The following is a 21937-nucleotide window of genomic DNA, read 5'->3' on the forward strand; positions in this document are numbered from 1 at the left end:
ACATGCCGTCCTGGATCTTTCAGCGACATGCCCGAGCCCAACGCGGCCTTCGGGAGCTTCCGGTGATCGAACTGGTGCGGTGCTCAGGGGTGGTTGGGGATGGTGCGGCGGAGCCAGCGGGCGATTTCGGCGAAATCGTCGTCAGTAAGGGCTTCACCCGGGTCAACACGGTGAAGCAGGGATCGTCCTTCGTGTTGCGCGGAAACCCAGAGGCGGTCCATGGCGCCGATCTCGTCATCGACCCAAATGAACGGGCGGTGGCCGGCCCACGCAACAATGTGGCGCGTCTTCCAGTGCAAGCCGCGTGGACCCGCATCGGTGGGTACCTCTGGCCACCTGACCACAGGCAGCCATGGCAGCCCTATCCGCGGAGCGACAGCCTCGTTCGCATCGTCCATCCATGTCGAGGCCCACACCACATCGCACCCCAGCGCCATCAGGCGCGGCCCGACGGCGGGATCGAGGCGCTCCAGCAGCGGGTTCCCCGAACTGGAGGATGCCTCGGAACTGGGATCCGGGGCCCTTCGAGGCCGACTGGACGACGGCCCGAACGGGATGAGTGGTCCATCGACGTCGAGGAAGAGAAGAGGGCGCTCCACTGAGCCAGTCACAGCGAAACGATAGCCCTGTGCGGCGTCGATGAGGGGCGGGGCACGTCGCCGACGCCGCTCCGCCGCAGGTCAGCGCAGCAGCGAGCCCTAGATCGCATCAGCTTCCCCAGTTGCAGGGGCTGACCAAGGCATCGCGAGCCGCGCCGCACCGCCCGACCTATCTTGGCAGTGACTGGCCGGCGTGGACGGGCAGGGGGTTTCCCGGATGAGTCAGGGAGGTCCCCGAGTGAGTGCCTATGGGAGTCGTACGGCCGTCGCCGCAGCCGCGGTGTCGCTGGTCGTGTCCCTGGCCGCCTGCGGCAACGCCGGGGAGTCCGCCGACTCGGGCGGGAATGCCTCCGGCAAGGGCGGCTTCACGATCGGCGTGGTGTTCGGCCATATCCAGGTCGCCCGCTGGGAGACGTTCGACAGGCCCCTGATCGAGAAGAAGCTCAAGGAGCTGTGCGAGGACTGCACGGTGGAGTACGCCAACGCCGGGGGAGACGTGGCCACCCAGCAACAACAGGTGGACACCTTGATCACCAAGGGGGTCAAGGTCCTGATCCTCAGCGCCCTGGACTTCAGATCCCTCCGCTCCTCGGTCGAGACGGCACACGACGCGGACGTCCCGGTCGTCGCCTACGACGGCCTCGTCGAGGGCCCGATCTCGGCCCACGTCTCCTTCGACAACGAACGGGTCGGGAAGCTCCAGGGCGAAGCGCTCCTCAGGGCCATGGGCGACAAGGCGGACGGCTGCCAGATCGTCATGATGAACGGCCCCCAGACCACCCCGACCGGCGTTGCCTTCAAGAAGGGCGCGCTGTCCGTCCTCGAGGGCAAGGTGAAGATCGGCAAGACGTACGACATCCCGGGCTGGAGGCCGGGGACCGCCCACACCAACATGGTCGGTGCCATCGCCGCCCTGGGCGCCGACAACATCGACGGCGTCTACGCCGCCAACGACAGCCTCGCCTCCGGCGTCATCTCCGCCCTCAAGGCAGCCGGCATCGAGCCGCTGCCCCCTGTCACCGGCCAGGACGCCGACCTCACGGCCGTGCAGCGCATCGTCACGGGCGAGCAGTACATGAGCGTTTACAAGCCCTTCAAGCCCGAGGCCGACGCGGCCGCCCAGATGGCCGTCGCCCTGGGCCGCGGCGAAAAGCTCGACGACATCGCAGAGACCACGGTCGACACGCCCACCACCAAGGACATCCCCGCCGTTCTGCTCAACCCCATCCCTGTGACCGTCGACAACCTCAAGGACACCGTGGTCAAGGACGGCGTGTACACGATCGACCAGATCTGCACCCCGAAGTTCGAGTCCGCTTGCAAGGAGGCGGGACTCACCCAATAACGGCGTGCTCCCACAGGGGCGGCGCTCGCGGCGCCGGCGCGGAGGCCCTTCACCGCCTGGTGCAGCGGGTGCTCCCGCCCCAACCGCGCCCAGAGGGTTGACCGTTGTACAAGGGGCTCGTACGGTCTGCTCGGCTGAAATATTTCAGCCGTCTTTCAGCAAGAACCTTCAAATGCCACCCTCCGTGGCCCCTTCAACGGAGAAGGACCCCCACATGGCCAGCAGACCCCTCTCCGGCGCCCTCGCTCTTGCCGCCGCCGCCTTTGTCATGTCCCCGACTGCCGCTCAGGCCTCCCCGCCCGGCAGCAAAGACGTCACCGCCGTTCTCTTCGAGTGGAACTTCGGCTCGGTCGCCAGGGAGTGCACCAACACACTGGGCCCGGCCGGGTACGGCTACGTCCAGGTGTCGCCGCCCGCCGAGCACATACAGGGCTCGCAGTGGTGGACCTCGTACCAGCCGGTGAGCTACAAGATCGCCGGACGGCTCGGTGACGCGAGCGCCTTCAAGAACATGGTCGACACCTGCCACGCGGCCGGTGTGAAGGTCGTCGTCGACACGGTCATCAACCACATGTCGGCGGGCAGCGGCACGGGCACCGGCGGTTCCTCGTACAGCAAGTACACGTACCCCGGCCTGTACTCGTCGTACGACTTCGACGACTGCACCTCACGGATCACCAACTACCAGGACCGCTGGAACGTCCAGCACTGCGAGCTCGTCGGTCTCGCCGACCTGGACACGGGGGAGGAGTACGTGCGCTCGGCGATCGCCGGGTACATGAACTCCCTGCTCGGCTACGGCGTCGACGGCTTCCGTATCGACGCGGCCAAGCACATCCCGGCCGGCGACCTGGCGAACATCAAGTCCCGTCTCAACAACCCCTCCGCGTACTGGAAGCAGGAGGTCATCCACGGCAGCGGCGAGGCCGTCCAGCCCACCGAGTACACGGGCAGCGGTGACGTCCAGGAGTTCCGCTACGCGTACGACCTCAAGCGCGTCTTCAACAACGAGAACCTCGCCTACCTCAAGAACTACGGCGAGGGCTGGGGCTACATGAACAGCTCCGTCGCGGGCGTCTTCGTCGACAACCACGACACCGAGCGCAACGGCTCCACGCTCAACTACAAGGACGGCGCCGGCTACACGCTGGCCCATGTCTTCATGCTCGCCTGGCCGTACGGCGCGCCCGACATCAACTCCGGCTACGAGTTCTCCGACACCGACGCCGGTCCGCCGGGCGGCGGTACGGTGAACGCCTGTTGGCAGGACGGCTGGAAGTGCCAGCACGCCTGGCCCGAGATCCAGCGCATGGTCGCCTTCCGCAACGCCACGCGCGGTGAGTCCGTGACGAACTGGTGGGACAACGGGGGCGACGCCATCGCCTTCGGGCGGGGCGCCAAGGGGTACGTGGCCATCAACCACGAGTCCGGCTCCCTCACCCGTACGTACCAGACCTCGCTGCCCGCGGGCTCGTACTGCGACGTGCAGAACAACACGACGGTGACGGTCAACGGCTCCGGCCAGTTCACCGCGACCCTCGGCTCCCACACCGCCCTGGCCGTCTACGCGGGCAAGTCGAGCTGCTGAGCCGACTCCGCTCGCCCTGCCCCTCCGTGTGACCGCGCGTTGTTGCGGCTGGCAATGCGCGGTACGCGAGGGGCTGACGGCCCGGGAGCGCCGTCCTACGTTCCCCTCACAGGCATGGGAGCGTTCCTCTGACGGGCGTGGATCATGCCGCGCAGCTGGTCACCTGCGGTACTTCAGGTCCTGGACGTCGAGCAGCATCGCCGGCACGTGGACCCCGCTCGCCGACAGCGAGAGCAACCCTTCGCGCTGCCTGCACCCCTCGGCCACCGGCCCCTACAACACCCTGCCGTGGCGGCTGGGCCTGCTCACGCAGACCAACTCCAGCTGCTGAAAATTCTTTCCGAACCTTTCAGGACTCTTGCTGTAAGCCTTTCAGCGGCGATACCGTCGCGCGGTGTCGGACCCGAGAGAGCCGTCATCGCAAGGAGTCGACGTCAGTGATACCGAGATGGCCGGCGCCGTCGAAGCGCCGTACCGCACATGCCGGACGGGTCGCTGCGGTCACCGTGACCGCGCTGGCCGCAGCACTCGTCCAGCCCTTGGCCGCCCGGGCCGACATGCCGTCCGCGCCCTTGCCGGCGCCCCCGTCCGACGCGAAGCTCGCCGCCGAGCCCGCCCGGCACGACCTCACCCGTGAGCAGTTCTACTTCGTCCTGCCGGACCGATTCGCCAACGGTGACACGTCCAACGACAGGGGCGGGCTCACCGGCTCACGCCTCACCACCGGCTACGACCCCACCGACAAGGGCTTCTACCAGGGCGGCGACCTCAAGGGCCTGACCAAGAGGCTCGACTACATCAAGGGCCTCGGCACCACCGCCATCTGGCTGGCGCCGATCTTCAAGAACCAGCCCGTGCAGGGCGAGGGCGCCAACACTTCCGCCGGCTACCACGGTTACTGGATCACCGACTTCACCCAGGTCGACCCGCACTTCGGCACGAACGGCGACCTCGAAAAGCTCATCGACAAGGCCCACGCCAAGGGCATGAAGGTCTTCTTCGACGTCATCACCAACCACACCGCCGACGTCGTCGACTACGACGAGAAGTCCTACGACTACCTTTCCAAGGGCGCCTTCCCGTACCTGACCGAGGACGGTGAGCCCTTCGACGACGCCGACCACGCGGACGGGAAGACGGACTTCCCGGAGGTCGACGGCGACTCCTTCCCGCGTACGCCCGTCGTGGCCGGCGCGAAGAAGAACGTCAAGGTTCCGGCGTGGCTCAACGACCCGTCGATGTACCACAACCGGGGCGACTCCACCTTCGCCGGCGAGAGCTCCACCTACGGCGACTTCTCCGGCCTCGACGACCTGTGGACCGAGCGTCCCGAGGTCGTCAGCGGGATGGAGAAGATCTACAAGAGGTGGGTCAGGGACTTCGACATCGACGGTTTCCGGATCGACACCGTGAAGCACGTCAACATGGAGTTCTGGACCCAGTGGGCCACCGCGCTCGACGCGTACGCGGCCAGGAAGGGCCAGGACGACTTCTTCATGTTCGGCGAGGTCTACTCCGCCGACACGTCCGTCACCTCGCCGTACGTCACTCAGGGGCGCCTCGACTCCACGCTCGACTTCCCCTTCCAGGACGCGGCCCGCTCGTACGCCTCCCAGGGCGGCAGCGCGAAGAAGCTGGCCGCGGTCTTCGGCGACGACTACAAGTACACGACCGACAAAGCCAACGCGTACGAGCAGGTCACCTTCCTCGGCAACCATGACATGGGGCGCATCGGCCATTTCCTGAAGCAGGACAACCCCGAGGCGTCCGACGCCGAGTTGGTGAAGAAGGACCGGCTCGCCAACGAACTGATGTTCCTCAGTCGCGGCAACCCTGTCGTCTACTACGGCGACGAGCAGGGCTTCACCGGGGCGGGCGGTGACAAGGACGCCCGGCAGACGCTGTTCGGCTCCCGGGTCGCGGACTATCTGGACGACGACGAGCTGGGCACGGACCGTACGCACGCCGAGGACGCGTACGACACGAGTGCACCGCTCTACCGGCAGATCAGCGCTCTCGCCAAGCTCCGCAAGGCCCACCCGGCCCTCGCCGACGGCGTGCAGACGGAGCGGTACGCCGCCGACGGCGCCGGCGTGTACGCCTTCTCCCGTACGGACGCGAAGACCGGCGTCGAGTACGTCGTCGCCGTGAACAACGCGGAGGAAGCAAGGGCGGCGACCTTCCTGACCGGTAGCGCGGACATGAAATACCGGGGGATCTACGGGACGGACAAGTCCCTCACCAGTGACTCGGACAAGAAGGTCACCGTCACGGTCCCGGCTGGTTCCTCGGTCGTCTTCGAGGCGGCGGGCAAACTCGGCCGGCCCGCCACCAAGCCCTCCCTGACCTTGAAGGCTCCGGAGTCCGGCGCCACCGGCACCGTCGAGCTCGACGCCGATGTCGACGGCGGCGGTCTCCACCGCGTCGTCTTCGCCGCCCAGGTCGGGGGCGGCAAGTGGCGCACGCTCGGCACCGCCGACCACGCCCCCTACCGGGTCACCCACACGATCAGGGCTGGTGCCGGAACACCCGTACGGTACAAGGCCGTTGTCGTCGACTCGGCGGGCCGGACCGCGAGTGACCTCGCTTCGACCACGGCGGGCGCGCCCCCGGCCGAGGAGGAGCCGAGTGCCGTCGAGCGCGAGTACGTGGTCGTCCACTACAAGCGGACCGACGGCGACTACGACGGCTGGCGGCTCGCGTCCGGCGACGGCTTCGCCGAGTTCAGCGGCCGGGACGCCTATGGCGCCTTCGCCTGGCTGAAGGTTCCCGAGGGCGCCGAGGACCTCCCGTACACCGTCGTCAAGGACGGCACCGCGGACGGCCCGCGGCGCACCGTCCCGCTCGCCCGCACCGGTGAGGTGTGGATCGAGCAGGGCGAGGACGGCCAGGCGACCACCGCACCGGACGGCGCGTACCCGCCGCAGGACACGTCGAAGGCCGTCCTGCACTACCACCGCGCCGACGGGAACTACGACGGCTGGGGTCTGCACGTGTGGACCGGTGCCGCGCAGCCCACGGACTGGTCGAAGCCCCTCCAGCCGGTGAAGACTGACCCATATGGCGCGGTCTTCGAGGTGCCGCTCACCGAGGGTGCCACCAGCCTCAGTTACATCATCCACAAGGGCGACGAGAAGGATCTGCCCGCCGACCAGTCCCTCGGCCTCAAGGCCGACGGTCATGAGGTGTGGCTGTTGAACGGCCAGGAGAAGCATCTGCTGCCGCAGCCCGCGGGCAGCGCCGCCGCGCTCGATCTGACGACCTCCAAGGCGGTCTGGATCGACCGGAACACGGTTGCCTGGAACGGCAACGACAACGCCGCGTCCACCCAGTTGCTGTACTCGCGCACCGGCTCGATCGCGGTGAAGGACGGCACCCTGACGAGCGACGACGAGCGATGGCTCCGCCTCACCAAGTCGGCCCTCACCGACACCCAGAAGGAGAAGTTCCCGCATCTGAAGGCGTACACCGCCTGGTCCGTCGACCCGCGCGACCGTGACCGGGTGCGCGAGGCTCTGCGCGGCCAGGTCGTGGCCTCGCAGCGGGCCGCGAACGGGGCGGTGCTCGCGGCGACGGGCGTCCAGATCGCCGGCGTACTGGACGACCTGTACGACGGGACCGACGCCGACCTCGGGCCGGCCTTCCGGGACGGCCGCCCGACGCTCGTCGTATGGGCGCCCACCGCGCAAACCGTCTCCCTCGACCTCGACGGCACGCGCGTGCCCATGAAGCGGGACGACCGCACCGGCGTCTGGTCCGTCACCGGCTCCAAGTCCTGGCAGAACAAGCCCTATCGGTACGTTGTGAAGGTGTGGGCGCCCAGCGTCCGGAAGGTGGTCACCAACAAGGTCACCGACCCCTACTCGGTCGCCCTCACCGCCGACTCCGAACGCAGCCTCGTCGTCGACCTGGGGGACCCGTCCCTCGCACCGAGCGGCTGGTCGGGCCTGCGGAAACCCAAGGCCGTTCCGCTGAGGGACGCCCAGATCCAGGAGCTGCACATCCGGGACTTCTCGGTCGAGGACAAGACCACCGACGCCGGGCACCGGGGCACCTACCTCGCCTTCACCGACCAGGACAGCGACGGCTCACGGCATCTGCGGAAGCTCGCCGGGGCGGGTACCTCGTACGTGCACCTGCTGCCCGCCTTCGACATCGCCACCATCCCCGAGCGGAAGGCCGACCAGGCGACCGTCGACTGCGACCTCGCCTCGTACGCGGCCGACTCCGACAAGCAGCAGGAGTGCGTGGCGAAGGTCGCCGCGAAGGACGCGTACAACTGGGGCTACGACCCGTACCACTACACGGTTCCGGAGGGCTCGTACGCCACCGACCCCGACGGGACCGGGCGCACGGTCGAGTTCCGCGAGATGGTCAAGTCCCTGAACGAGGACGGCCTGCGGGTGGTCATGGACGTGGTCTACAACCACACCACCTCCAGCGGTCAGGCCGGCACCTCCGTACTCGACAGGGTGGTGCCCGGCTACTACCAACGGCTCCTCGCCGACGGGTCCGTGGCGACGAGCACCTGCTGTGCCAACACCGCACCCGAGAACGCCATGATGGGCAAGCTGGTCGTGGACTCGATCGTCACCTGGGCGAAGGAGTACAAGGTCGACGGTTTCCGCTTCGACCTGATGGGCCACCACCCGAAGGCCAACATCCTGGCGGTGCGCAAGGCGCTCGACGCACTCACGCCGGAGAAGGACGGCGTCGACGGGAAGAAGATCATCCTCTACGGCGAGGGCTGGAACTTCGGCGAGGTCGCGGACGACGCCCGCTTCGTGCAGGCCACCCAGAAGAACATGGCCGGGACGGGCATCGCGACCTTCTCCGACCGGGCCCGCGACGCCGTGCGCGGCGGTGGCCCCTTCGACGAGGACCCGGGAGTCCAGGGCTTCGCGTCCGGGCTCCACACCGACCCCAACTCCTCGAACGGCAACGGGAGTCCGGCCGAGCAGAAGGCACGCCTGCTGCACTACCAGGACCTCATCAAGGTGGGCCTGTCGGGCAACCTCAAGGCGTTCACCTTCACGGACACCGAGGGCAAGGAGGTCAAGGGCTCCGAGGTCGACTACAACGGCACGGCCGCCGGTTACGCGGACGCGCCCGGTGACGCCCTCGCGTACGTCGACGCGCACGACAACGAGTCGCTGTTCGACGCGCTGGCCTACAAGCTGCCGCGGTCCGTGAAAGCGGACGATCGCGCCCGCATGCAGGTCCTCGCCATGGCGACGGCCACCCTCTCGCAAGGGCCGTCCCTGTCCCAGGCCGGGACGGACCTGCTGCGCTCCAAGTCCCTGGACCGCAACTCGTACGACAGCGGCGACTGGTTCAACGCCGTCCACTGGGACTGCCGGGACGGCAACGGCTTCGGGCGCGGGCTGCCGATGGCCGCCGACAACGCGTCCAAGTGGCCTTACGCCAAGCCCTTGTTGACGTCGATCGAGGTGGGCTGCCCGCAGATCGAGGGCGCCTCGGCCGCGTACCGGGACCTGCTGCGGATCCGGACGAGCGAGAGCGTCTTCGGTCTCGGCACCGCCGAGCAGGTGCAGTCGAAGCTGTCCTTCCCGTTGTCGGGCAAGGACGAAACGCCCGGTGTGATCACGATGCGGCTCGGCGATCTCGTCGTCGTCTTCAACGCCACCCCCGAGCGGCAGAAGCAGCGGGTCGCGGCGCTCGCGGGCACGGCGTACGCGCTGCACCCGGTGCAGGCCGCGGGCGCGGACTCCGTCGTCAAGACCTCGTCGTACGCGTCGGAGTCGGGCACCTTCGCCGTTCCGGCCCGCAGCGTGGCGGTATTCTCCCGGATTCCTCCCGGGCCGGCCGATGAGCACCGCGGCCCGGGGCGCGGGCTAGGGTGAGCGCAGAAGCCCTAGCACAGGAGTGCCCATGCCGCAGATCACCGTCGACTACTCCGCACCGCTCGCGGAGGCCTTCGATCGAAAGGGCTTCGCGCTCGCGCTGCACGAGGTGGTGGTGGAGACGGCGAATGCGAAGATCGAGGCGTGCAAGACGCGGTTCCGGCAGACCGAGGACATCGTGGTCGGCGCGGAGACGGATGGGCACGCGCTGGTCCACATCATGGTCGCGCTGCTGCCGGGCCGCACCGACGAGGCGAAGGCCGCACTGACCGAGGCGGCGCTGCGGGTGCTGCGCGCCCATGTGAAGCTCGCCGACGGGGTGACGCTGCACGCCTCCGCCGAGACGCGCGACCTGGACGACTCGTACCGCAAGTTCGTGGAGTGAGGCGCGGCGCGGCGTGAAGCCGGGCAGGGGAAATCCCAGGAGTTCCCAGGAGTTCCTAGGACGCCAGCGTCATCAGGCGGCCGATGAGGTCGGCGAACGGCCCCTCGGTCGGCTCGTCCGCGAGCATATGGCGCAGCAGTCCCGCCATCTCGTCGTCGTACAGGGCACTCACCGCCACCAGCGCCGCGAAGTCACGGACGAGCTGCATCTCCAGCTCGGCCCGCGGGATACGGCGCCCGTCCAGCCAGACCAGCGCGGTCGACTCGGCGAGCGAGAGCCAGGAGCGGATGACCAGATCCAGCCGGGCGGGCGGCTGGTCGATCTTCAGGTGCGCGAGGATCTGGACGTACGCGGCCTGCCGTACGCCGTCGACGAGGACGGTGGTGCCCGAGGCGCCGCCCCTGGTGAAGGTCTCGCCCGCCGGGACCGCAGGACCGCCGCGCATCAGCGCCGCGAAACCCGGCCCGTGCTGGTCCACGAAGTCGAAGAAGCGCCGGACGACCCGCAGCAGCCGTGCCCCCAGCGGCCCTTCGTGCGGCTCCACGAACCGGGCCGCCAGATCGTCCGCCGCCCGCTGCAACGCCGCCTCGTACAGGCTGAGTTTGCCGGGGAAGTAGTGGTAGACCAGCGGCCGTGAAATGCCCGCGGCCGACGCTATCTCGTCGATGGAGACCGCGTCGGGCGAGCGTCGGCTGAACAGTTCGAGCGCGACGCCGATCAACTGCTCGCGCCGCTCCTCGACACCCATCCTGCGGCGTACCCCGGTTGTCATGCGAACACCTTACCGATCGAATCCAGCCTTCAATGGGCCGGTTCCGTACTGGTGTTCAATGCGGGTCGACCGGCTCCACCAGCAGCCGCGCGTAGTTCGCCATCGACCGCTGGTAACGCGGCAGATGAGGGGCGAGCGCCCCGAGCACCAGGGCGAGGCCCTCGCGCTCCCGGCCGAGACTTGCCAGGCACAGGGCCAGGGTGGCGCGTACGGCGTCGTCCAACTCGTCGGAGGGAGCGTCGAGTTCGGGTGTCAGGAGCTTTACGCCCTCCTCCGGCCGCCCGGTGTTCCGCAGGGAGCTGGCGAGCTGGATCTTGGTTCGGCGGGCGCGATATCCGGTCAGTCCGCGCGCCAGCGCCTCCTGGTACAGCGGCACGGCCTGATTCGAGTGGCCCGTCGAGTCCCAGGCACAGGCCCGCTCGAAGGGGGCGACGGGGCTGTCGGCGGGCAGCTCGGCGACGAGCGCGTCGATCACCGCGCGGAAGTCAGCCGCCCGTGTCTCGTCGTAGTCGTCGAACGTGGCCCAGGCGGCCGCCACCCGCTCGTCCCAGTCGTCGGCGGGGTCATCGGTCAGGTCTTCGCCCAAGTCACCAGCCGGGTCATCGGCCAGGTCATCGATCAGGTCTTCAGTCACGTCGTCGGTCACGGGCCCACCCTCGCACGAGTGTGCCCGTGACCACCTTCGGATTTCCCGCGGCCGTGGAGCTACGCCGTCGTCCAGCCGCTGAACTCCACCGCGCCGCGCGCCCCGCCGCCCCCGTTCGTCGCGCTCATGAACAGCCCCACGTCCTGGACCGCCGCCGCGCCCGGCACCGGCACGGTCGCCACCGTCTGCCAGGTCGCCCCGTCGTCCGTGGAGCAGGCGCCGGTGAAGGAGCCGCCGGCCCGGCTCAGCCGCAGCGTCACCGGCGCCTTGATGCCGGTGATGCGCCGGTACGTGTCCAGGGTGCCGTCGCCGGTCGTGTCGTACGACAGCACGACACCGTTGGCCGGGGTGACCGCCAGGTTCAGGAACCCGGGGGAGCCGGGTGCGGCCATGCTGTCGCGTGCGATGATCCCGGCCCGCGCCCAAGGGCCGGTGACCTCCTGGGAGTCCACCCTCAAGGTCACCGTCACCCCGTCCGTGAAAGCGCCCTCCCGATAGGCCGACCCGAACTCCGTCGTGCCCCGCCACAGATCGGCGCCCGCCCCGTCGATCGCGAACCGCTCGCCCAACTGCCCGAACACGGCCGCGTTGTTCGTGTACGTCCGCCATCCGTCCGCGAGCGGCCCCGCCTCGTAGAGCGTGCCGTCGAACTCCGTACGCACCCGCTCCTCACCGCGGGGCCCGTACCGCACGACGATCGTGTACGGGAGCGGTCGCAGCGGGCGGTCCAGTGGCGTGCCCGGCGCGCTCGCCTGCCAGCGGGCCGTGCCCGACCCGGCGGCGGGCACGCTCGGGAGCGATGTCGGCCCTTCCGGCTCCGCGTCGATCCCGGTGAGCGCGAAGTCCACGCGCCCGGTGGCCCGCAGCCCGTTGGCGTATCGGAAAACGGCCTCCAGGCGCGCGTGCCCGCCCGGGGGGAAGGCGGGCGGCTCGGCGGTGACCTTCAGGGACCCCTGGTAGGGGGCCCGCGCCAGGACCTCCCGTACCCGCGCGGCCGTCCGATACGGATCGCCCACCGGCCGCAGCGGATAGTCCTTCCGCTCCCGGGTCCACGGCTCCTCGAACGCGAACCAGTCCACCGCCGCCGGCGGCGTCCCCGTGGTGAGCGCGTCCTCCAGCGTGTCCAGCCACTTCTGCCAGCGCGGCACATAGAAGTCGGCCATCAGGCCGTGCCACTCCCGGTTGCCGTACTCGTGCAGGTTCCCCGGGTCCGAGGTCGCCCGCCCGCCCCACACCGTGATCAGTACCTTCGCGGTCCGCTCGAACTCGGCGCGCTCGGCGTCGTCGGTGGCGAGCAGCCGCGCGTCATTGATCCACGGCCCGAGGAGGAACGCGGCATGCGTCCCGGTGACGTCGTCCGACAGGCGCATCAGCCGCAGCCACAGCGTGGACAGCGCCTTGAAGGTGTCCCGGTCCTTCTTCTGGTACGCGGCCTTCAGCTGCGGTAGTAACTGGCGGCTGCGGTGCGCGAGCGCCTGCCGGGCCACATCCACGAGGTCGTACGTGTACGCCGCGCTGCCTCGCAGAGCCGCGGGCAGGTCCAGCAGCCCGGCGAACGCGGCGTCGAAGCGCCCCGGGTCGTAGGTGAGATCGCGCGGCGCGTAGTACGCGGCGCGGTTCGCGGAGAGGTCCGGGCGGGCGCAGAACAGCGAGTCGTGCGGGTCGCTGCGCTCGACGGCCCGCTGCTGGAAGGCGGTGTCGTGCATCGCCCGCCAGGCCGCGCGCGCCGAGCGGTCAGGGCCGCCGTAGCGGAAGTCGGCGTAGGACGAGAACCAGGCCGCCCGGTCGATCTTCGTCTCGGTCCAGGCGAGTTCGGAGAACAGCTCGAACGCGGCCGGGTCCCGGTCCACGGCCTCCGGCATGTACGCGGTTCCGGCCAGCGCGCTGCCCGCCTTGTCCCGCCAGGCGAAGAACCGTTCGGTCCACAGGTGCGCACGGGCACCGATCGTGGTGCGGCCGCCGAAGTTGGGGATCGTGCCGAACGCGTACGGTGTGCCGCCCCAGTCCGCCTCGCGGTCGGTGACGTTCGTGTAGCGGTCCGATACGCCGTCGACGATGAGCATCTTCCGCTTGTCGATGGCGTCGAGGAGTTCCGGCAGCGGGTTCTCCTGCCAGCCGAGGATCACCCAGATCGCATCCGGGTGCGCCTTTTGGAGCGCTGTCTCCACGCCGCGCGCCGCGTCCGGCACCGGTACGTCCCCGGCCGTGCCGCCCTCGTGCAGCAGGTCCATCTTGAAGTGGGCGGCCTCACCGAAGACGTCCTCCTGATGGCCGTAGAAGGAGGCGGCGACCGCGGCGAACGACTCGGTGCGCGGATCCAGCCAGTCCACGCGCTCGAAGCCGTGCCAGACGCCCTGCGGCACGACATGCGCGTCGCCGCCGGCCCGCTCCACGAAGCCCTTGGGCACATGCCCGTAGTAGCCGGGCAGTACCGGCGCCATGCCCAGCTCGCGCAGCCGGTCCGCGATCCGGCGGCCCAGCCGGGCGCGCCCGGCGATCAGTTCGGGGGAGAGCGGACCGCCGTACCCGTAGAGGTTCTGCAGCAGCTGCCACGGATGGTGCGGGGGCGCCGACAGCCAGGCCCGCGCCTCGGCGTCGCTGTAGCCGAACTCCGGCAGCATCCGGTGGTAGACGGCCTCCATGCCCGCGACGACGAGCACCTCGTTGCAGCCGTGCAGCGCGAGGACGTCGATCAGCCGCTCCCAGTACGACCAGTCCGCGAACGGGGCGGTGTAGCCGTCGTTGGTGTCGTTGAGCGCGAACCGGTGGGGGAGCGCGGTGGATCTCTCGAGCGGACGCGTCGGAGCGGGCAGCCGGCGTGGCAGGTCCAGTTGGCTGCCGTTCCAGGCGATGTGCGCCCCGCACACGTACTTGAGGTACCAGTGGACTCCCGTGAGCAGGACGGCCGGGGTGGTTCCTGCCACCTCGATGCGTCCCGGGGATCCCGTGACGCGGAAGCGATCGGGGCCGCCGGGGTCGCCGGAGCCGTCATCGAGGAGACTGAGGCGGAACTGCCGCGCATGCTCCGGCAGCAGTCGATTGAGCGCGGAGCGTGCGGGAGCCGTATCGAAGGCAGGGCCCTTGCCAGGGCTCTCAGCGGCGTGGGCCGGAACCGTCACCCCCAAGGTGGTTCCGAGGCCGATGGCACCGGCCGTGCCCAGCACCGTGCGTCGCGACGGACTGTTCATCTCTGTGTGCCCCCTGTGTCGACAGGACCGGCACGCTAACGGGAGGGTGGTTCGCGCTCAACGGTGCTTACGGAGCTGGCGAGTTCATGTCGCCGGACGCGACCGGAGGAAAAAATGAGGTTGACGCGACAGAAGCTTGCTGCGGCAGGGGCCGTGGCGGTGCTGGCGCTGTCGGGCTGCGGGTCCGACGGTGACGGTGACAGTGAGGAGGTGCCGAAGACGGCGACGGGCAGCCTGGAGCACCTGGCCGCCGAGGTGAAGTGCAAGCCCAACATCCAGACGGATGCCGACACGGTCCGCCAGGCGATCTGCAAGGACGGCGACCGCAAGTTCATCCTCGCCACCTTCTCCACCGACCGTGGCCAGCGTGAGTGGATCAATTCGTCCAAGCCCTACGGCGGTCACTTCCTCGTCGGCATCGGCGCCAAGTGGGTCGCCGTGGGTGACTCGAAGGTGGTCACAGCGCTGCGCGGCCAGCTCGGCGGGACCATGGAGGAGGGCGCCTCGCACCACTCTGGGAGCAGCGGTGGTGGGGGAACCGAGAAGCACTCCGGTCACGCCGGCTGACCGCGCAGGATCAGGGCTGATCGCAATGGATCAGCGGGGGGAAAGAAACGAAGAAGGCCGAAGAAACGAAGAAGGCCGGTGACGGAATTCCGTCACCGGCCTCTTCATGGTGTCACCGGTTCACAGTGTCACTGGCACTGCTGGCCGCTGTTGATGCAGTCGACCACCTTGTTCATCTCCTGCTCGTCGAAGACGTTGATGAAGTCGTTGTGGTCGGTGATCGGCTTGTGCAGCTCCTCGGGGAAACTGTCCACCGCGAACGGGTTCTGTACCTGTCCGTTTTCGATGACCGGGGCCTGAGCGTCGTACACCAGTCGGATCTGCAGCTGGGGGATGGCCTGGAAGCCTTCCTTGCAGCTGCCGTCCTCCTGGACGAAGGACACGTGATCACGGTGGTTGGCGCTGTCGATGTTCTGGCCGTCCCAGCAGCTCTGGAAGTTGGCCGTCCGCACCACCTGGCTGCCCTCGGGGCAGATCGGGTACTTGTCGCTGATCTGCCTGTCCTCGAAGCCGGTGCAGCTCCAAGAGGCGTTCTCGTTGCCGACGCCGTTGGTGTTGGACTTGGCGTCACCGGTGATGATGCGCAGGAACTTCGGCATCGCGACGACGTCGCTCTGCTTGTTGCCGACGAACTTGATCTCGGCCTCGGCGGCCTCGAGGATCGTGCCGACGTTGCCGTCCGCGCCGCCACCGCCATCGTTGGCGTCGAACTCGTCATTGCCGTCCTGCTGGCGCAGCACCGGCCAGTAGTACGTCGACTTGTCGCCCTGGTTCTGGCAGGACGTGTCGCCGTTCGCGAGGTCCTCGTCGCTGGCGAAGGCGTCGTTGGCCTGGTTGCCCACGTAGTCGTGCGTGTGGTGGGCGCCGTTGTCGACACCGGGCGCAGCGATCAGGTTGTCGGAGTTGAACACGTTGTTCGCGTTCGTACCGCACTCCGTGGTGAAGGTGCCCTGCGAGCCGCCTTCCCCGTCCGCGGCCAACCCGTTCGCGGCGTTCCCGGCCGGATCGTTGTTCGGCTGGACCTGGTTGATGTCGATGAAGTCCCCGGCCACCGGGCCCGCGGCCCCGTTGCCGTTGTCACCGACCTGGCCCTGGTCCTGACCGCCCTGGTCCTGACCGCCCTGGTTCTGGTCCTGACCGGCCTGGTCCTCACCGCCCTGGTCCTGACCGTCCTGGTTCTGGTCCTGACCTTCCTGGCCCTCACCGGCGGCGGTCTGTGCCTGGTCCGCGGGTTGACCCTCGCACTCGGCGAGCGACTGCAGATCCTGAGCGTCACCGCCGGCCCGCTGCACGTTGATGTTGATGCGGTCGAGAGCTGCGGTTCGCTTGCTCTTGAGCGGGCCGAGGATGGAGTTCTGTACGAACCCGGGGTCCTTGGCCGCCGCATCGCGAGTCGAGTTGAGCCGTGCGTACGCCTCGGTGATCTGGCTGTCCATCTTGGCCAGTTCCTCGTCGACGCCCTGGCGTGCACCGTCGGGCACGTCGCTGAGCTTCTGGCCGACGTCCGGGCAGGCGATGGTGGCCATCTGGCCCGCGGCGGTCGTCTGCGCGTTCTGCTGTGAGTTCTCCTCACCCGCCGAAGCGTAGATGTTCGCCGCCAGCAAGCCGCCGCCGCCCAGCGCGAGAGCCGCCGATGCGGCTATCGCCCGGTTGGCGAGCGTTGAGCGGCGTTTTCGGTTTGTGCGTCCCATGGAACTCCTCTGGCTTCCTTGCGGGGCTATCGAGGCGCCCGACAGGAGGTGAAGCGGCTCCGTTCAATACGGGAGGGGTTCATGGTGTGTTCAGCGTCGTCAGAAATTGGTGAGAGATTCGTGGCACAATTCCGGCGCAACGGACCCAGAACCCCATGTTTCAACGGCAGTTGAGGGGGAATCATTGAATATCGTTCAGTGGGGCGGATCCTTGTCCGAGGCCTTTTCAGCGACCCTGATCCAAATACGCGAGAACAGCCAGAACGCGGCGGTTGTCGTCGTCCGACACCTCCAGATCCAGCTTCGCGAAGATGTTGGAGGTATGTTTGGCGATCGCCCGTTCCGTCACGACCAGTCGCTCCGCGATCGCCGCGTTCGAGCGGCCCTGCGCCATCAGCTCCAGCACCTCCAGCTCGCGCGGTGTCAGCCGGCCCAGCGGCCGGTCGTCCGCCTGACGCCGTGACAGCAGTTGCTGGATCACCTGCGGGTCCATCGCGGTGCCGCCCGCCGCGACCCGGCGCACGGCGTCGATGAACTGCTCGGCGTCGAAGACCCGGTCCTTGAGCAGATAGCCCACCCCGCCCGTCCCGTCGGCGAGCAGCTCACGCGCGTACAGCTGCTCCACGTGCTGCGACAGCACGAGCACCGGCAGCCCCGGCCGCTCGCGCCGTGCCCGCAGCGCGCACTGGAGCCCCTCGTCCGTGTGCGACGGCGGCAGGCGTACGTCCACCACGGCCACGTCCGGCGCCAACTCCGCGAAGGCCCGGGTGAGTTCGGGCCCGCTCTCGACGGCCGCGGCGATCTCGAAGTCGTACGCCTCCAGGAGCCGGACCAGTCCGTCGCGCAGCAGGAACAGGTCTTCGGCTAGGACAACTCGCAAGGAATCTCCATGGTCACCATGGTGGGACCGCCCGCTGGACTGCTGACGGCCAGGACGCCGTCGAATGTACCGAGTCGCCGCTCGACTCCGGAGAGTCCCGAACCCGCGCCGATCGTCGCGCCGCCCTTGCCGTTGTCGGTGACCGAGATCCGCAGCGTCCCCTCGGACGCGCGGAGGTACTGCACGTCGACCCAGATCCGGTCCGCGTCCGCGTACTTCACCGCGTTGGTGAGGACCTCGCTCACCGCGAAGTACGCCGCCGACTCCACGGGCGCCCCGGGCCGCCCGGGCAGATCCACGTCCACCTCGGTGGCCACGGGCATCCGCAGCGCCAACGCCCGTACGGCGTCGCCCAGTCCGCGCTCGGCGAGCACCGGCGGGTGGATGCCGCGGACCAGGTCGCGCAGCTCGGTGAGCGCGTCCGCGGAGGACTTGCGGGCCTGCGTGAGCAACTCCTTGGCCTTCGCCGGGTTCTTCTCGATCAGTGCCTCGATGGTGCCCAGGTCCATGCCCATGGCGACCAGCCGGGCCTGCGCGCCGTCGTGCAAGTCCCTCTCGATACGGCGTAGTTCGGCCGCCGAGGTGTCGACGGCGTCGCGCCGGGTCTCGGTGAGTACCCGTACGCGCTCGGCCAGTTCACCCTGATCGCCCGACAACACCGTGCGGGTCAGCAGAAAGTGGACCCGCAGGAGGAGCGGGACCGTGAAGTAGCCGGTGACGAGGAAGGCGGCGCCCAGCCCGGCCGCGAGCAGCGCACTGCCCTGTCCGCTGATCGGCACGAACGCGTACCACCAGCCGACGTCCGTGCCGTCGGTGAAGACCCGCCACAGCCCCGCGGCCAGCGCGAACCCCTCGAAGGGGTACAGAAGCAGCGCCACGGGCAGCACGACGGTCACAAAGCCCGCGGTCATGTCGACCAGCAGCCAGCCCAGGTCCCGCCAGGTCGCCGGGTCCCCGAGCATGCGGAAGCACCGCGCCCACGGGTTGGCTCCCTTCGGGATCGGCCGGTACGCGGGCGGAATCCGCACTCCGCACCACTGGGCCGCCAGCATGCGCCGCAAGTCCGCGAAGGCGCGCACGCCCGTCAGCACCCAGGGCGTCGTGACGATGCCGACGCCCAGCGGGATCAAAGCGATCGACACGACGGACAGCACGAAGAGCACGGCCGCCCCCGGCAGTGTGACAAAGACCAGAGCCAGCGCCCGCACCCCGTCGAGCACGACACCACGCGCCCGACCACCGACATCCTTGGTGTCCCCGCTCTTCGCGTCCATGCCCACAGTCTCACCGACGGTGCCGCCCCGGTCACTGGGCCGAGCCCCCGAGCCGGGGTGGTGCCGGCTCCACCCAGGGAAGGGGGTGGTGCGTCAACCCCCGGTCGGCGGCGCGTACTTGTATCCCACTCGCCGCACTGTCTGGATCGTCCGCCGGTGCTCCGGGCCGAGCTTGCGGCGCAGTCGGGCGACGTGGACGTCCACGGTCCTGCCGTCGCCCACATGCCCGTAGCCCCACACCGTGGTCACCAGCTGGTCGCGGGTGTGCACCCGGTGCGGATGGGCCACGAAGTGGGCGAGCAGCTCGAACTCCAGATACGTCAGGTCGAGCGGCCGTCCGTCGACCTCGGCGGTACGCCGCGTGATGTCGACGCGTACGGGGGAGTCGGCGGCGGACTCGCCCCGGCCCTCGTCCGGCACGGCGACCGGCGGGAGGGGCTGCGGGGCGACCTGGTCGGCCTGGTCGGCCGGCACGAGCACCAGGTAGCCGACCATCGGCGGGCGGCCCGGCAGGTGGGGCAGGGTGTGCGGGGGAGCGGGCAGCCACGTGGCGCCCTGCGGCAGGAAGTCCGCGACATCCACCGTTTCGTCCCGGTCGACGGCACGCAGCCGGTGCCGCGCCGAACCGCCGGCAAGGGCGGAGGCAGCGGCAGAGGCCGTCGCGGGAGCAGAGGAGAAGGATCGGGTGTTGGGCATGAGAGTCAGCTCTTTCGCGCGAGGAGTCGTCTGTGGACGTACGTCGTTGCGCGCCGGCCGAAGGCCGCGTACGGCTCGAGAAGGCCGCGTACGGCTTTAGAGGGCCCGCGCGTTCGTCGCGCGGCAACACACCCGGTCGAAGTCGTGGTGCTGACGGGAGGGCCAGAAGGGCTCGAGGTCGTGGCGACCCGTCGCGGTGAACTTCTGGAAGCCGGTCATGTCCCCATTGAAGCAGACGAGGCCGGGGCACAGCCGAACGAGTCCGTTCCGTCTCGGCAGTTGATACTCGCCGTCCACGGATGTCGCCCTCCCTGCATCCTGCCTGGCCTCACCCCGTGAGGCGCTTGCGCCAGTCCAGGTCCCGCACCTCGATCGCCTTGGCCGGTGAGCCGTCCCACTCCGGGGACAGACCGGCGGCGGTGAGGGCGGCCACGACCTCCCGGCCGATCTCCGCCGTCCGCTCCTCCGACTCGTCGAACGCGCCGTAGTACAGCGCGAGCCCGTGCCCCTCCGCCGCGCTCTCGGTGCCCTGGTGGTGGAAGAAGACGAAGCCCCGGGCCCCCTCCTTGCCGTCCGCCTCGGCATCGATCTCCGCCATTCCACAGCTTCGGCAGCAGGTGAAGTCCTCGCGGGAGACGATGCCGCCGAGCTCCAGGGCGGCGAAGGCCTGCTCCAGGCGGTCCGGGTCGGTCGTGCCGGTCCACGTCGCCTGCTCGTCGAGCCTTTCGAGCCACAGCCGCTCCACGATCTCGCCCGCCTGCGCCTCGGAGAGGGGCGCCTGGTCCTGGCGGCCCCGCATCAGGTACACGGTCTCCCGCACGAGCTCCGAGATGCCGAGGTATCCCTCGCGCACCATCCTGCGCGCAAACTCCTCGGCCCGCTCCCTCACCTCCGGGGCGAGCTCCGGTATCTCCTCCCGCGGTCCCAGATCGACCGGCTCCCACGCGAGCCCCGCGTCCCAGCCGTCCCGCTGTCGGGCCCAGCCCGTCAGGGCGTCCGCAACCCGCTCCGGGTCCGTGAGATTCGTACCGGAGAACTGGTCGTCGCGGAGCCGGTGTTCGAGCCGGTAGTCCCCGCCCTCCTCATGCCACACCTGGGCGAAGACAGATGGAATGTCCGGTATCCGCTGCACGGTGAGGAAGCGGTCGCCGCTGCCCCCGATGCGGTGCACCAGCTCGCGCAGTCGCTCCGGCGCGATCCGCGCGTGCGTCTGCCCGTTCTCCGTCTCGACCTTGATCGCAAGCATGGCACCACCATGGCACGCACCACTGACAACGACGGGGCGCCCGGCTGACAGCGAAGGGGCGCCCGCCGAAACCGGCGGGCGCCCCTGCGGAGTGCGTACGGATCAGACCTGGCCGGCCTTGTCCAGAGCGGTGCAGCAGGTGTCGACGATCAGTCGCGTCACCACGTACGGGTCGACGTTGGCGTTCGGGCGGCGGTCCTCGATGTAGCCCTTGCCGTCCTTCTCGACCTGCCACGGGATGCGGACCGAGGCACCGCGGTTCGAGACACCGTAGGAGTACTCGTTCCACGGGGCCGTCTCGTGCAGACCGGTCAGACGGTCGTCGATGCCGGCGCCGTAGTTCTTGACGTGGTCGAGCGGCTTGGAGCCCTCGCCCAGCGACTCGCACGCGGTGATGATCGCGTCGTAGCCCTCGCGCATCGCCTTCGTGGAGAAGTTGGTGTGCGCGCCGGCGCCGTTCCAGTCGCCCTTCACCGGCTTCGGGTCCAGCGTCGCGGAGACACCGAAGTCCTCAGCGGTGCGGTAGAGCAGCCAGCGGGCCACCCACAGCTGGTCGGCGACGTCCAGCGGCGCCAGCGGACCGACCTGGAACTCCCACTGACCGGGCATGACCTCGGCGTTGATGCCGGAGATGCCCAGACCCGCCTTGAGGCAGTTCTCCAGGTGGGCCTCGACGACGTCACGGCCGAAGATCTCGTCGGCGCCGACACCGCAGTAGTAGCCGCCCTGCGGGGCCGGGAAGCCGCCCTCCGGGAAGCCGAGCGGACGCGAGCCGTCGAAGAAGGTGTACTCCTGCTCGATGCCGAAGATCGGCTCCTGCGCGGCGAACTTCTCCGCGACCTCGGTCAGCGTGGCCCGCGTGTTGGACGCGTGCGGCGTCATGTCGATGTTGAGGACCTCGCACAGCACCAGCACGTCGTCGCCGCCGCGGATCGGGTCCGGACAGGTGAAGACGGGCTTGAGCACGCAGTCGGAGGCGTGGCCCTCGGCCTGGTTCGTGGAAGACCCGTCGAAGCCCCAGATCGGCAGCTCGGCACCCTTGGCGTCGTCGGCCAGAATCTTCGTCTTCGAACGCAGCTTGGCCGTCGGCTCGGTGCCGTCGATCCAGATGTACTCAGCCTTGAAGGTCACGGGCCACATCCTTTGGGGTGGGTCTTGATGCACAGGTCGTTGCGGGTGCGCGCGGCGCAGCGGCA

The 21937-nt window shown here is 69.1% G+C and carries 16 protein-coding genes and 1 pseudogene; 6 read left to right on the forward strand and 11 right to left on the reverse strand.

Going from position 1 to position 21937, the window contains the following annotated elements:
* Positions 1-83 precede the first annotated feature (83 nt).
* Positions 84-611: an HAD domain-containing protein gene (locus FGD71_RS13310; RefSeq protein WP_119100637.1), complete on the reverse strand. Its 528-nt coding sequence runs from the start codon at positions 609-611 to the stop codon at positions 84-86.
* A 205-nt stretch (positions 612-816) separates the two neighbouring features.
* Here FGD71_RS13310 and FGD71_RS13315 point away from each other — a divergent pair, with 205 nt between their 5' ends.
* The 5 genes and pseudogenes from FGD71_RS13315 to FGD71_RS13335 all read left to right on the forward strand — a co-directional run bounded on the left by FGD71_RS13315 (position 817) and on the right by FGD71_RS13335 (position 9781).
* The gene (locus FGD71_RS13315; protein ID WP_119100638.1) at positions 817-1944 is read left to right on the forward strand and encodes a sugar ABC transporter substrate-binding protein; all 1128 of its coding nucleotides are present in this window, start codon (positions 817-819) and stop codon (positions 1942-1944) included.
* Between the two features lie 214 nt (positions 1945-2158).
* On the forward strand, positions 2159-3532 hold the full coding sequence (locus FGD71_RS13320; RefSeq protein WP_119100639.1) for an alpha-amylase: 1374 nt from the start codon (positions 2159-2161) through the stop codon (positions 3530-3532).
* A 127-nt stretch (positions 3533-3659) separates the two neighbouring features.
* A pseudogene (locus tag FGD71_RS49650) lies at positions 3660-3863 on the forward strand (non-reducing end alpha-L-arabinofuranosidase family hydrolase); the annotation flags it as partial.
* Positions 3864-3969: 106 nt separating this feature from the next.
* Positions 3970-9396: a pullulanase-type alpha-1,6-glucosidase gene (gene pulA, locus FGD71_RS13330; RefSeq protein WP_119100641.1), complete on the forward strand. Its 5427-nt coding sequence runs from the start codon at positions 3970-3972 to the stop codon at positions 9394-9396.
* A gap of 28 nt (positions 9397-9424) precedes the next feature.
* On the forward strand, positions 9425-9781 hold the full coding sequence (locus FGD71_RS13335) for a 5-carboxymethyl-2-hydroxymuconate Delta-isomerase (protein ID WP_119100642.1): 357 nt from the start codon (positions 9425-9427) through the stop codon (positions 9779-9781).
* Between the two features lie 55 nt (positions 9782-9836).
* Here FGD71_RS13335 and FGD71_RS13340 read toward each other — a convergent pair whose 3' ends face one another.
* From FGD71_RS13340 to FGD71_RS13350, 3 genes are all read right to left on the reverse strand, one after another.
* Positions 9837-10553, reverse strand: a complete 717-nt coding sequence (locus tag FGD71_RS13340; protein WP_119100643.1) for a TetR/AcrR family transcriptional regulator — start codon at positions 10551-10553, stop codon at positions 9837-9839.
* 55 nt (positions 10554-10608) lie between these two features.
* Positions 10609-11127: a tetratricopeptide repeat protein gene (locus FGD71_RS13345; protein WP_119100663.1), complete on the reverse strand. Its 519-nt coding sequence runs from the start codon at positions 11125-11127 to the stop codon at positions 10609-10611.
* 131 nt (positions 11128-11258) lie between these two features.
* Positions 11259-14387, reverse strand: coding sequence for an alpha-N-acetylglucosaminidase (locus FGD71_RS13350; RefSeq protein WP_119100644.1), 3129 nt, complete (start codon positions 14385-14387; stop codon positions 11259-11261).
* A gap of 114 nt (positions 14388-14501) precedes the next feature.
* Between FGD71_RS13350 and FGD71_RS13355 the strand changes: the two genes are divergently transcribed.
* A complete protein-coding gene (locus tag FGD71_RS13355; RefSeq protein WP_119100645.1) occupies positions 14502-14954 on the forward strand; it encodes a hypothetical protein in 453 nt (150 codons plus the stop codon).
* Positions 14955-15082: 128 nt separating this feature from the next.
* Here FGD71_RS13355 and FGD71_RS13360 read toward each other — a convergent pair whose 3' ends face one another.
* From FGD71_RS13360 to glnII, 7 genes are all read right to left on the reverse strand, one after another.
* Complete coding sequence (locus tag FGD71_RS13360) at positions 15083-16645, reverse strand: DUF1996 domain-containing protein (protein ID WP_119100646.1); 1563 nt, start codon at positions 16643-16645, stop codon at positions 15083-15085.
* A gap of 226 nt (positions 16646-16871) precedes the next feature.
* Positions 16872-17525 carry a LuxR C-terminal-related transcriptional regulator gene (locus FGD71_RS13365; protein ID WP_119100647.1) on the reverse strand — a complete coding sequence of 218 codons (654 nt, stop codon included), beginning with the start codon at positions 17523-17525 and terminating at the stop codon, positions 16872-16874.
* Positions 17510-18799 (reverse strand): sensor histidine kinase, encoded by a 1290-nt coding sequence (locus FGD71_RS13370; RefSeq protein ID WP_119100648.1) that lies wholly within the window; start codon positions 18797-18799, stop codon positions 17510-17512. The genes FGD71_RS13365 and FGD71_RS13370 overlap by 16 nt, the downstream gene beginning before the upstream one ends.
* 93 nt (positions 18800-18892) lie before the next feature.
* Positions 18893-19495, reverse strand: a complete 603-nt coding sequence (locus FGD71_RS13375) for a winged helix-turn-helix domain-containing protein (protein WP_119100649.1) — start codon at positions 19493-19495, stop codon at positions 18893-18895.
* Between the two features lie 96 nt (positions 19496-19591).
* The gene (locus tag FGD71_RS49655) at positions 19592-19714 is read right to left on the reverse strand and encodes a hypothetical protein (RefSeq protein WP_276147137.1); all 123 of its coding nucleotides are present in this window, start codon (positions 19712-19714) and stop codon (positions 19592-19594) included.
* A gap of 109 nt (positions 19715-19823) precedes the next feature.
* A complete protein-coding gene (locus FGD71_RS13380) occupies positions 19824-20741 on the reverse strand; it encodes a DUF6891 domain-containing protein (protein WP_119100651.1) in 918 nt (305 codons plus the stop codon).
* Positions 20742-20843: 102 nt separating this feature from the next.
* A complete protein-coding gene (gene glnII / locus FGD71_RS13385) occupies positions 20844-21872 on the reverse strand; it encodes a glutamine synthetase (protein WP_119100652.1) in 1029 nt (342 codons plus the stop codon).
* Positions 21873-21937: the final 65 nt, after the last annotated feature.

The sequence above is a fragment of the Streptomyces sporangiiformans genome (assembly GCF_005768555.2).
In the GTDB taxonomy this organism is placed as follows: domain Bacteria; phylum Actinomycetota; class Actinomycetes; order Streptomycetales; family Streptomycetaceae; genus Streptomyces; species Streptomyces sporangiiformans.

What these genes read in the sequence shown, in the direction of transcription:
- FGD71_RS13315 (WP_119100638.1), top strand. Translation starts at nt 817, where the DNA reads ATGAGTCAGGGAGGTCCCCGAGTGAGTGCCTATGGGAGTCGTACGGCC.
- FGD71_RS13320 (WP_119100639.1), top strand. Translation starts at nt 2,159, where the DNA reads ATGGCCAGCAGACCCCTCTCCGGCGCCCTCGCTCTTGCCGCCGCCGCC.
- FGD71_RS13335 (WP_119100642.1), top strand. Translation starts at nt 9,425, where the DNA reads ATGCCGCAGATCACCGTCGACTACTCCGCACCGCTCGCGGAGGCCTTC.
- FGD71_RS13340 (WP_119100643.1), bottom strand. Translation starts at nt 10,553, where the DNA reads ATGACAACCGGGGTACGCCGCAGGATGGGTGTCGAGGAGCGGCGCGAG.
- FGD71_RS13350 (WP_119100644.1), bottom strand. Translation starts at nt 14,387, where the DNA reads ATGAACAGTCCGTCGCGACGCACGGTGCTGGGCACGGCCGGTGCCATC.
- FGD71_RS13355 (WP_119100645.1), top strand. Translation starts at nt 14,502, where the DNA reads ATGAGGTTGACGCGACAGAAGCTTGCTGCGGCAGGGGCCGTGGCGGTG.
- FGD71_RS13360 (WP_119100646.1), bottom strand. Translation starts at nt 16,645, where the DNA reads ATGGGACGCACAAACCGAAAACGCCGCTCAACGCTCGCCAACCGGGCG.
- FGD71_RS13370 (WP_119100648.1), bottom strand. Translation starts at nt 18,799, where the DNA reads ATGGACGCGAAGAGCGGGGACACCAAGGATGTCGGTGGTCGGGCGCGT.
- FGD71_RS13375 (WP_119100649.1), bottom strand. Translation starts at nt 19,495, where the DNA reads ATGCCCAACACCCGATCCTTCTCCTCTGCTCCCGCGACGGCCTCTGCC.
- FGD71_RS49655 (WP_276147137.1), bottom strand. Translation starts at nt 19,714, where the DNA reads ATGACCGGCTTCCAGAAGTTCACCGCGACGGGTCGCCACGACCTCGAG.
- FGD71_RS13380 (WP_119100651.1), bottom strand. Translation starts at nt 20,741, where the DNA reads ATGCTTGCGATCAAGGTCGAGACGGAGAACGGGCAGACGCACGCGCGG.